Genomic DNA, 11,477 nt, shown 5'->3' on the forward strand with positions numbered 1-11,477 from the left:
ATATGGCTTTGCGAATTCTTTCGCTGCAGCCTTTTCACCTTTCTCGAAAGCCTGGACATTGGAATTAGTCCCCGTTGTTGGTGGAGTTGTCGCTCAACGAAAGTACGGCGAGGAATGCCTTCTGCGGCACTTCCACAGAACCGATGCTCTTCATGCGCTTCTTACCTTCTTTCTGCTTTTCAAGGAGTTTGCGCTTACGGGTGATGTCACCGCCGTAGCACTTGGCAAGCACGTCCTTGCGCACGGCCTTCACGGTGGAACGACTAATGATCTTGCCGCCAATGGCACCCTGAATGGCCACGTCGAACTGCTGGCGCGGAATAAGGTCCTTAAGCTTCACGCAGATGGCGTTGGCGTAAGTGTGGGCCTTGTCCTTGTGGATAATCACCGAGAATGCATCCACCGGGTCGCCGTTCAAGAGGATATCCAGCTTCACGAGGTTGTTTCTGCGGTATTCGCTCGGGGCGTAGTCGAGGCCAGCGTAGCCGCGGCTCACAGACTTTAAACGGTCGTAGAAATCGAACATGATTTCGGCGAGGGGCAGGTTGTACTTGAGAATCACCTTTTCTTCGTCAAGGTATTCCATGGTCTCGAATTCGCCACGTTTTTCTTCGCAGAGCGTCATGAGTGCACCCACGAATTCCTTGGGCGTAAAGATCTGCGCCTTCACGTAGGGTTCTTCGATGTGGTCGTAACGGCTGGCATCGGGGAGCTTGGAGGGGCTTTCGATTTTCACCATCGTGCCGTCGCTCATGTACACGTGGTATTCCACGTTCGGCACCGTCGTGATGATGTCCACGTTGAATTCGCGGTCCAGACGTTCCTGCACGATTTCCATGTGCAAGAGTCCGAGGAACCCTGTGCGGAAACCGAAACCGAGCGCTTCGGAAGTTTCCGGTTCCCAGCTGATGGCCGAATCGTTCAGACGGAGCTTTTCCAAAGCTTCGCGCAAGTCCTTGTAGTCTTCCGGGTTGATGGGGTAGATACCGGAATAGATCATCGGCAGAATGTCTTTGTAACCCGGGAGCGGCTCAGTTGCCGGATTGGCGGAATCGGTCAAGGTGTCGCCGATTTTCACGTCGCTAATCGTCTTCACGTTGGCAAGCACGTAACCCACCATGCCTTCAGTCAGTTCTTCGCGCGGGTCGCGGCGCATGCTAAAGGTTCCGACTTCTGTCACCATGTATTCGGCGCCGGTCTTCATCATCTTGATCTTCATGCCGGCCTTGATGGTGCCTTCGACAATTCGGATGTAGTTGATCACGCCGCGGTAAGAATCGTACACGGAGTCAAAAATCAAAGCCTTGAGCGGATTGCCCGTATCGCCCTTGGGGGCCGGGATTTCGTCGACGATCTTGTCGAGAACCTGGTCCACGTTCAGGCCGGTCTTTGCAGAAATGCGCGGAATGCTGTCGGGGTCGTAACCGAGCAAGTCGCCTACGAGCTGTGCCACATGGTCGGGCTGTGCACCCGGAAGGTCCACCTTGTTGAGCACCGGAATGATTTCCAGGTCGTTTTCGAGAGCGAGGTAGAGGTTACTGAGCGTCTGGGCTTCGATACCCTGGCTTGCGTCCACCACCAGAATGGCGCCTTCGCAAGCGGCCAGGGAACGGCTGACTTCGTAGGTAAAGTCCACGTGCCCTGGAGTGTCGATCATGTTCAGAATGTATTCCTTGCCGTCCTTCTCGTACACCATGCGAATGGCGTGGGCCTTGATGGTAATGCCGCGTTCGCGTTCAAGGTCCATGTCGTCCAAGAGCTGGTTCGTCATTTCGTTCTTCGAAACGGTCTTGGTCAGTTCAATCATTCGGTCGGCAAGAGTCGATTTACCGTGGTCGATATGGGCGATAATGCTGAAATTTCTAATGTTGTCGTTTTGCGGCATAATTACGATAAGATTATCTGGTGAAATTACCGGGTGAATCCTGCTATTTTTCGGGCTAAATATAGAAAATGCGCAATGGACTTTGACAAAAAAAGCTATATTAACAATATAAATCAAAGATGTGCACCATCAGTCATGGTTGATATGAAAAGACCTCTCGTTTTTGTTGCCCTTGTGACAGCCCTCGTACTTGGCTTTTTCAGTTTTGGATTCGCTCAGGGAAAGGTGTTCAACAAGGACTATTCCGCTATTAAGGCAATCGATGCAATTATTGAGACTCACGAAGGCAAAATCGTGGTTTCGCTCGATTTCAAGTCCGCACCCAACACGGTTGCCAATTTTGTCGATCTCGCAAACAAGGGCTTTTACAACGGCCTCACGTTCCATCGCGTGATTCCCGGATTCATGATCCAGGGCGGCGATCCCGAAGGTAACGGCAAGGGCGGCCCCGGTTATACGATCGATGACGAAATCAGTTCTTTGAAGCACGAAGCCGGCGTTATCTCGATGGCCAACCGTGGCCCGAATACGAACGGTTCGCAGTTCTTTATCACGCAGACGCCGCAGCACCACCTCGATGGCAAGCACACGGTGTTCGGTAAGGTTCTCGAAGGCGAAGATGTCGTTTGCCGTATTGAACCCAATGATAAAATTATTAACATCACTATCGTGGAAAAGAAGTAATCTATGAGTTCTAAGAAAGTATCGTCCAAGGCTCCGGCAAAGAAACCCGCAGCAAAGCCTGCCAAGAAGGCCGCTCCGGCAAAGCCCGCCAAGGCCCCTGCTAAAGCTGTGAAGAAGGCTGCTCCGGCAAAGCCAGCAAAGGCCCCTGCCAAGAAGGCTGCTCCGGCAAAACCGGCTCCGAAGGCTCCGGCCAAGAAGGCCGCTCCGGCAAAACCGGCTCCGAAGGCTCCTGCCAAGAAGGCCGCTCCGGCAAAACCGGCTCCGAAGGCTCCGGCCAAGAAGGCTGCTCCGGCAAAGCCCGCTCCGAAGGCGAAGGACTCTAAGAAGACTGCTCCGGCAAAACCGGCTCCGAAGGCTCCGGCCAAGAAGGCCGCTCCGGTTAAGCCCGCTCCGAAGGCCGCTCCGGCTAAGGCTGCAAAGCCCGCTGCTCCGGCAAAGCCTGCCAAGGTTCAGCCCAAGCAGGTCGAAAAGCTCGAAGTAAAGCCTGAAGTCAAGGCCGACAAGGCTCCGAAGGCTGGCAAGGCGAAGAACACCAAGCCGGTCGAAACGGCCGAACCCGTTGATCAGCCGGCTGAAACTCCGGTTGTCGAAAAGAAGTCCAAGAACGCTCCGGACTACGCCTACGCCGTGCTCCTGCAGGGTGTGAAGCGTCTTTCGAAGACTATCATGTTCGTGAAGGTCGACGAATCCGAAGACCGCTCCAACAAGAAGAAGATGTCCAGCGATGTCAAGAACCTTGACATGAAGCCGACCTCTGCAATCCGCCACAAGTCGTCCCTCGCCGAAGAAACGCAGGAAGAACTGACGGAACGCATTCTCAAGGAACTCGAAGAACAGAACAAGATGTTCGAACGCGAAGCCGCCACGCAGATGTGCACGCGCTGCAACCGCAACCTCGTGTCTCCGGAATTCTGGGTCGACAAGCATCTCGGCTTCTGCGAAGAATGCGCCGCCATCCTCAAGCTCGGTCAGTCCAAGGAAGCCCGCAAGGTGGAATACCAGCTCGGTGCCATGGACGGAGACTCTCTGGATGAAGAAGATGATGATATTATCGGACCGGACGCAGACGACCTGAAGGAAGCTGAAGAAGATCTCGCCGAAATGGAAGATTAATCCTTTTCGGACAAAGTCAGAAATTAAAAATCCGCTCCCGGTTCAACCGAGGGCGGATTTCTTTTATAAGCGAGTTTGTGAAGACGATGCGTCGCGGGCGGCGCAGTCTATAATTAGTTCACCTTGCGCATCACGCCGATGAGCTTGCCAGCGATGGAGAAGTGCTTGTCCTTCTTGACGATGATCGGGCGGTAGCGCGGGTTGGCCGGGCGCAGTTCGATATGGTCTGCGGCGGGGTGGTAATACTTGACGGTGGCTTCGTTGTCGACCTGGGCCACGATGATTTCGCCGCGGTCAGCCGTCTTCTGCTGGCGAGCGAAAATCAAGTCGCCGTCGAGAATGCCGGCGTTGATCATGGAGTCGCCCTTGACGCGGAGCGCAAAGACGTCAGAACGGCAAGCGAGGAAGTCGCGGTCGATGGTGACGGTGCCTTCGAGGTTCTGCACGGCGAGAATCGGCGTACCGGCAGCGACGCGGCCCACGATAGGAATTTCAATGGTGTTTGCCGGAGCTTCCGAAGCTTCAGAATTGCCGCTGTCGACTACTTCGATGCCGCGGCTGAGTCTGGGGGAGCGGTTGATATAGCCCTTCTTGATGAGGGCGGCGAGAATGGAACGGACGCCGTTCGTCGAAGAAATCTCGAAATGGTTGCCGATTTCGCGGACCGTAGGCGGCATGCGATTTTCCTTGGAATACTTCTTGATGTATTCCAGGATTTCTTCTTGACGGGTGGTTAGCTCCTTGCGTTTGCTGTTGTTTTCCATGTATAAACCTCGCTTTAATAAATTACATATACAAATATAATGCACAATTGGGCAATTGTCAATAGGTTCACTGCACAAAATTTCATTATTTTACAAGGCTCCGTCAAGCCAATCCGTATAAAAAGTAGGCGCTAGCAAACTGTTCTCGATTTGTCAGCCCCTAGAAAACTGCATTTTTACTTCAAAATCGCCATATTTAGGTAGTTTTTAGGTTTCGGCGCCGCAGCATAACCACAGCCAAAAAATAGCCATACGACCAGACTTGACAGAGCCTTGGCACAAACTGCTACTCTAGAAACCGCATCGGAGCTATCCCCCGCTGACAAAGCATTAAATACACCTATTTGATTGCGCAAGAAAAATACTTCTTGAAGACAAACGAATCAAATGCCAGCCCTTGGTTTGAAGTCGGTACCAAGATTTCTATTCCGATTCAAGACAAATACAAATCCATCAACTTGGTGGATTACGATTTAAGGCCTTCTGTCGATGTCGCGTTCCTTATCGGCGGTACAGCCATTGTAAACAAGTATTTATCGATAACAGGCCATCTTGAAATACAGACTCAAGACGTCTATGACAACGAACTGTTTGTCGGCGTTACAGATATCATGTGTCTAGCTTATAGAATCGGCGTACTCTTTACACCTTTTTAATCATTAGAGCCCCTAGTCCAAAATCCTGTTTAAAAAAAATAACACCCTTTGCCGGGTGTTTTTTTATAGTTTGGAAATATGATTAGGAAAATCTTTCTTGCAAGCGCTCTCGTGGCAAGTACAGCTTTTGCCTCATGGGACCTATTCCCCGTTCTTGGTAATCATAAAGGTCAAGCCAAGGTTGCCGCCGACTTACAAACATACGAATATACCCGCCATGATTTCGGCATATTGGAAACCGCAGCCAGCGCCCGATACACCGTTATTCCGAAGCTAGAGCTTGCACTCGGTGTACCGTACCGTATCATGACCCAAGACAACGGAAACGAACAAGATATGGACGGCCTCGGAAACATCGGATTGTCGGCACGTTACCAGTTCTTGTCTTCCATGAACGCTTTTACAGACGTGTTTATTCCCGTTGGCGATGATTCCTATAACGAAAAAGGGGCATGGGGATTCAACCTTGGCGCGCAATATTCCGTAGAATTCAGCCAGATGCTCAATTTCGGTTCTGAACTCGGGATCAATTTCGAAACTAAAGGCGATGACCACGAAGCGCCCGTATCGGTATTTGGCGCAGCTGAACTTGATTTTAGACTTTCGCCGCAATTTACCCCATACATCGGGACAAACCTTGCCGTAGGCATTGGTGCATTCAAGCATTACGATTTCCTGGTATCTCATGGTGGTGGCGAAGTATATATCGAGCCGTATTTTGGTGGAACATACGATATCAACCATCGTATTTCACTTGATGTCTCGGCTTCTTTTGGCAATTGGATTAATGCGGACGATAAGCCTAGCGTAATAACAACCGCTAGCTTGGCCCTCTTGTTTAATTTCTAATTAGACAAATTGAAACATCCCTACCAGAAGTGGACGCCTATGCCAAAATAAAAGCGGTTGTACCATTCTTTTTTAACCGAAGGTGTTTCTTCTGAAGGGTTATAACCAATTGTCGCAATATCTGGAGCATAATAAATTCCCATATAGCGGAATTTAAGGGTCATGTATTCTGCGCCATGAAATTCGCCGGGCGTTTTTGACATCCAAAAACGGAAATCCGCTTGTATGCCTGCAGTATAGAGGTCGTACCCACCCGCAAACGGCTGAACCTTCAGCCACTTATTTTCATATACATCTATGCCGGCTGTAATAAAAAATGCGTCAGAAAATTCTCCTCCCACAAACATAGATGGAGTCACAATGAGCCGCGATATCTGTACGGGAACACCAAGTAACAAACTACTTTCGCTGAAACCTAATGGAAAAAATTCAAGCCCCAGGCCGCCGGTATAGAGTTTTTCTTTATAATAGTTTCGGAATTCTTTGTAACGATTTTGAGTGTCTGCGATTTCCCTAGAAACAGTTTGCAGCCACTCCGAATACTCCGATTCCGGATAGTTCTCGCAAAAGGCTTCCATTCTTATAAGCATCATTGTGGCGGCAAGCGTATCAATGTCGTTATGGAAATCAACACCTTCTTCTGATCGAATACGGATAATGTTTGCCATGCTGTCAGGGCTGATGTTCTCTGATAAGGTCTTAAGATAAATCCAGTATCCCTTATCGTACAAAATAAAATAAGGGTGCAAATCCACAAAAATGGATGCAAGATCCTTGTATTCCTGCTTTATGTTTGCCTGTGCCGCCTCGGTCATGTACCCCTTCAATTTCAAATGACGTCCTTCTTGGTCGCGCTCCGCACGATGCCAGTGATGGCGGGGGGCAATGCGGGTCTCGTTTCTTAGGTAATGGAATAGGGAATCGTTGGCGAAGGAGTATCGGACTTTTTTACGCTCTTTCATGAGCATATTCGCGAATTGCGGGACAGCCAGGTCGTAACGCCCCCGTATCAGGTTTACCTGGAGGATTTCTAGACTGTCTATCGCCGATTCCGGCACCTTTTCATACGACAATACGAGAAGGGCGCTGTCGACTTTGGCCGTATTGCCCGTCTTTAGGGCCTGCAGCAGGTCTGCGCGCGTGTTCAGCTCGCTCTGCATCTCGGCAGGGTTTACCTTTACCTTGTTGAAATCGACTTGCTCGGGACCGATGCCTTGGGCAAGCGCAAACGCTGCGAGGAGCAGGAGTGTCGATATGATTCGTGTATACGGCATCATTCTCCCAAAATAAGAAGATTTGAAAGGAATGGGTGGGCAATTAGCAATATTCCCGATAAAGTAGCCGAAAAAGGTTATTAGAACAACAAAAATGACTTGACAGAGCCATTTTACAAGGCTCCGTCACGCTTTTTCGTACAAAAAGCCCTTTTGAACAAAAAAAATTATATATTTTCCCAAAAAAGTGATTTTGTCTTTAATGAAGTTCAGGGGGGCTTTCATGAAAAATACACTTAAATATTTTTTGGGGGTATTTCTCCTATTTTCTGTTTGCGCATGGAGTAGGGCATCTGATATCCTCATCGTCGTTGACGACGAAATGATAAAAGACAAAGAAATCAAGGATGCCATAGACACCTATACAGATGACATCTGGAATACTTATCAAGTAAATGCCTCTGTCATATCTTTCAAATCCCAGAAGAACGGCGGGAAAGCCACCGACCTAAAAGAAATACTCGTAAGCAAGAAGGATTCTATCACGGGCGCCATCTTTGTTGGAGACATTCCGCGCGCTCAATTTGAATTTTACCAGAAAACAGAATATGGATTCCGATACCAACGTTGGGTAACAGACTTTTACTTCATGGACCTTGACGGTATTTGGAAAGACACGGCTGCCGGAGGCCCCGAAGCCTATGGCGGAAAGTTGTTTGAAACCACCACGACAACGTTAAACTTTGATGTACGCGATGGTTCTCCGATACCAGGGAAAGTACCGGCGGATAGTTTTTCAATTGCATATTCCGGATACATCAAATCTCCAGTCACCGCACTTTGTTCCCTGCAACTTACCACGGACAACGACAGACGCCTTTGGATTAACGATTCCCTGCTCATTGACGCATGGTTCAACAACTGGGACATTCCCTATTACAGCGCTTTTCAATTCAAGAAAGACAGTCTCTACAAATTCAAACTAAACTATGCAGAGGAATATGGCGCCGCTTATCTTACACTAAAATGGAAATGCGGGAATAATGCCTCCTATACACCGATCCCTGATTCCGTTTGGCGTCAAAATGACAAGAGCACACGCGGTCTCAACCAAACCTATTACGGAAATATTTTCATGAAAGATTCGCTCCCCGAAGAAGACATAAAGCACCTTTGGATTTCTGGAAAATCCAATGGAGTTTTTGACGGGCACTATTCCAAAAGTGGCGCAGTTTCTGATTCCTTTGAAATATGGGTTTCTCGAATTGACCCCAACACGGCAGGTTTCTACGGTAACCCAAAAACACTTTTATTGAACTATTTCGAGAAAATCCACAACTACTATCTCGGTTTGTTCAAGAAAGCTACGCGTAGTGCCATGTTCCTAACTGAGGAAGGAGGCTTAAACAATCCTCTAGACCAAAAATTCGTTGATGGTTTGAGTCTTCTTTATTCCCCAGACTCCCTTGATAAGTCCATCGCTGACGGGCAGGAATATCTAGACAACATAAAATCAGATAAGTATGATTGGGCCCTTTATGGTGGGCACGGAGGCCAGACTGGCCTTGGAAACGGGCTGGATATAACACGAGTGGAAAGAAACATGTGTGTGTCACCGAGATTCTTCCACTTTGCCTGCTGTGGTCCACTTACCTGCTATGATTTCTACGGCAACGCCAATAGTGCCTCTGTTGGAAGCGAGCATATCTTTAACACGATTAACGGCGGTTTTGTAAGTATCGGTTCGTCCAAAACCAGTGGAAGCGACCAAATGGATGGTTTCATGTACTACGCCTTTGAGCACAAGTTCATTGGCGAATCGTTCCGGGAATGGGTAAACGAAAGGGTAAAAAGGAACCAGTACGGTCACAAGGAAGACCTTTACGATTGGTTCTATGGAGAATCGATTATCGGAGATCCGATGCAAAAACTGGCAGTGCCAGAACAAACAACGACTCGCATCCATAAAGTCAAAGCACAACGGATGCCGCAAAAAAACGGCAAGCTGTACGACCTTTTGGGAAGAATCAAAGGCTTTTTCAACATCCAGTAATCAATATTGGGTGGCGATTGACGTTTGTGGTGCGCTTTTTTAATTTTTTTATATGGAAAAGAAAAAAGAATACACCGCTCCCAAGATGAGCATTCACGAACTTGAATCACAAGCAGTTCTTTTGCAACCGACTCAACCGGACGCGGGCGAGATTTCCAATACCGAATTCGATTAATTAGGTTGTCTAGTTTTTATAGAATTTAAAGTCCCTTGATTTGGTCAAGGGACTTATTTTGTTTGGGTTAGGCGGCGATTTTGTCTGATATTTTGCTGATAAAATATTTTTTACAAATAACGTATCTTATTGTCTATAAATGACTTTTGTATTTCGTTGTTTGTAATTTGTGTGTTTAAATTGACAAAAAGAACAGATATTTGTAACTTTCGCCGCATGTTTGTGATTTTTGTCACATCTTTTTGGCGGTTAGTTGTCTCTGCATTACGGGGGAGAACTGTCACTTTTTTGGCAAAAATCGCAATAAAAAACACTCCACACCAAAAAATAAAGAAGGATTAGCATGAAAAAGGGTTTTCATGTGTTATTTGTATTTGTTCTGCTAGCGCTTTTGATTTCATCGGCGTGGGCAAGTGATGTTTCTGTTACTGCAAATGGAACTGGTGTCAATGTTCCTTGTTCGGGCAGGTCAACGGTTTACATTAATACGAATGTGAGTTACATCTATGTCTATGATGATGGAGGTCCTAGCGCAAACTATAGCAACAGCTGTAGTGGTTATTTGTCTATTACAGCTCCTTACGGTAAAGCTCTTAAGGTTGAACCATACAATGATATGGTTATTGAGAATAATCGCGACACACTGCGAATCCTCAATTCAGAATTTATGCGCACAGATTGGAGTGGTTATTATCTTGAGAGTATGCTTGAAACGCGCTCCTCGGGTAGTTTTGATCCGCTCTATACTACAGGAACGCATATGGCTATTCAATTTGCCACAGATGGAAGTATCACGAATAGCGGGTTTGTTCTTAAAGTCTCTGTGGTTTCGCTTTATACGGTAAGTCTGTCTTCGTCTTCAATGCATATTTGGGATCCGTATCTTATTAATAGTGTACGTGTTGGCTATGATGACTATAACGATTTTGCTGCAGGTGCCAAGGTTTCTCTTTATGATGGGTCGGGTTCTAGCCCTTTCTTGACGTCACTCAAGATAAAGGATGCTAGTGGAAATTTGTTGCCCTTTAAGGAGGTTAAGAAGATTGGTGATGGCTATGGTGGCGACTCGTTGCAATTTACGATGCCTTCGAGTAATGTCACGGTTACGCCGACTTATACTTCTTTAAGTAATCTTTCTTCAGTCGATATGTTGTGCAGAACGGCAACTTTGAATATTCCAAGCAACATAAGCTCTTTTAAAATTTATGACAATGGCGGTTCTTCAGAAAACTATACAAATAACTGCGATGCTTATTTGACTTTGAACGCTCCTAAAGGGTATAAAATAAACTTGTCTGGCTCAATGGTTACCGAACATGTTGCAGATTTTTTGAGAGTTTATGAGGGAGCTGGGACAAGTGGAACGAAACTAGCTGATCTTACAAGCGCTACAACAGGAAGCTTGTATAATTTTGGGACTGTTTCTAGCAACGGGAATGTAATGACACTTTATTTCCGTACGGATGCTTCCCAAATATATTCTGGATTGAATCTAACGGCATCGCTTGTCGCTCAATCATTTAGCATATCCAAGGCTTCATATTCTAATGGAACGGTGACTGTCGCATCTTCTGCTAAAACAGGTTCTTCAGTTACCATTACGGCAACCCCTAATAGTGGTTATGCCGTCAAAAGCATGACTGCAACTACTGCGTCTGGAACAAACGTGTCTGTTACAAAGAGCTCTGGCAATACATGGACATTTACGATGCCGGGTGAAAATGTGACGATAAAGCCGGTATTTGCGAAGGATACTTATACCATTACTTATATAACAGCTACGGGCGGAAGTGCTTCGGGTGTATCTTCTGCGAAGGCGGGGAATACAGTTTCTGTGACAGCAACCCCTTCGAACAGTTCCTATCTTTTAAAGGATATTAACGTTGTTTCTTCTGAAAACATGACTGTGGATGTAACAAGTGTGAAATGGTATAATAATACATCTACTTTTATCATGCCATTTAGTGATGTGACCGTTACGCCAGTATTTACCAATAACTTAACTGCTGATGGCGGCCTCTACATCGATATGCCGAAGACGGGTACGGTAAATGCGAGCATCCCTGCCGGTGTCAAGTCGTTCA

At 47.2% G+C, this 11,477-nt stretch carries 9 protein-coding genes and 1 pseudogene; 7 read left to right on the forward strand and 3 right to left on the reverse strand.

The features are described from left to right. Positions 1-64 precede the first annotated feature (64 nt). Positions 65-1,885, reverse strand: a complete 1,821-nt coding sequence (gene lepA, locus B7989_RS12640) for a translation elongation factor 4 (RefSeq protein WP_088628831.1) — start codon at positions 1,883-1,885, stop codon at positions 65-67. 258 nt (positions 1,886-2,143) lie between these two features. Here lepA and B7989_RS12645 point away from each other — a divergent pair, with 258 nt between their 5' ends. Both B7989_RS12645 and B7989_RS14100 read left to right on the forward strand, forming a co-directional pair. Beyond that, on the forward strand, positions 2,144-2,569 hold the full coding sequence (locus tag B7989_RS12645) for a peptidylprolyl isomerase (protein WP_073322228.1): 426 nt from the start codon (positions 2,144-2,146) through the stop codon (positions 2,567-2,569). 3 nt (positions 2,570-2,572) lie between these two features. Continuing rightward, complete coding sequence (locus B7989_RS14100; RefSeq protein WP_198959560.1) at positions 2,573-3,682, forward strand: hypothetical protein; 1,110 nt, start codon at positions 2,573-2,575, stop codon at positions 3,680-3,682. A 113-nt stretch (positions 3,683-3,795) separates the two neighbouring features. Here the strand turns inward: B7989_RS14100 and lexA are convergent, their stop codons facing one another. Next, positions 3,796-4,446 carry a transcriptional repressor LexA gene (gene lexA / locus B7989_RS12655; RefSeq protein WP_072797577.1) on the reverse strand — a complete coding sequence of 217 codons (651 nt, stop codon included), beginning with the start codon at positions 4,444-4,446 and terminating at the stop codon, positions 3,796-3,798. Between the two features lie 344 nt (positions 4,447-4,790). On the opposite strand from lexA, the gene B7989_RS12660 reads away from it, so the two are divergent. Together B7989_RS12660 and B7989_RS12665 are read left to right on the forward strand one after the other, a co-directional pair. Then, positions 4,791-5,102 carry a hypothetical protein gene (locus tag B7989_RS12660; RefSeq protein ID WP_088628832.1) on the forward strand — a complete coding sequence of 104 codons (312 nt, stop codon included), beginning with the start codon at positions 4,791-4,793 and terminating at the stop codon, positions 5,100-5,102. A gap of 78 nt (positions 5,103-5,180) precedes the next feature. Then, on the forward strand, positions 5,181-5,951 hold the full coding sequence (locus B7989_RS12665) for a transporter (RefSeq protein ID WP_088628833.1): 771 nt from the start codon (positions 5,181-5,183) through the stop codon (positions 5,949-5,951). 20 nt (positions 5,952-5,971) lie between these two features. On the opposite strand, the gene B7989_RS12670 is transcribed toward B7989_RS12665, so the two are convergent. Next, positions 5,972-7,228 carry a hypothetical protein gene (locus tag B7989_RS12670; RefSeq protein ID WP_144265066.1) on the reverse strand — a complete coding sequence of 419 codons (1,257 nt, stop codon included), beginning with the start codon at positions 7,226-7,228 and terminating at the stop codon, positions 5,972-5,974. 220 nt (positions 7,229-7,448) lie between these two features. Here B7989_RS12670 and B7989_RS12675 point away from each other — a divergent pair, with 220 nt between their 5' ends. From B7989_RS12675 to B7989_RS12680, 3 genes and pseudogenes are all read left to right on the forward strand, one after another. Then, positions 7,449-9,218, forward strand: coding sequence for a PA14 domain-containing protein (locus B7989_RS12675; RefSeq protein WP_158212923.1), 1,770 nt, complete (start codon positions 7,449-7,451; stop codon positions 9,216-9,218). 52 nt (positions 9,219-9,270) lie between these two features. Continuing rightward, positions 9,271-9,393, forward strand: coding sequence for a hypothetical protein (locus B7989_RS14255; RefSeq protein WP_255406455.1), 123 nt, complete (start codon positions 9,271-9,273; stop codon positions 9,391-9,393). Positions 9,394-9,736: 343 nt separating this feature from the next. After that, positions 9,737-11,477: pseudogene (locus B7989_RS12680) on the forward strand (hypothetical protein); the annotation flags it as partial.

The sequence above is a fragment of the Fibrobacter sp. UWB5 genome, assembly GCF_002210295.1.
Taxonomy (GTDB): domain Bacteria; phylum Fibrobacterota; class Fibrobacteria; order Fibrobacterales; family Fibrobacteraceae; genus Fibrobacter.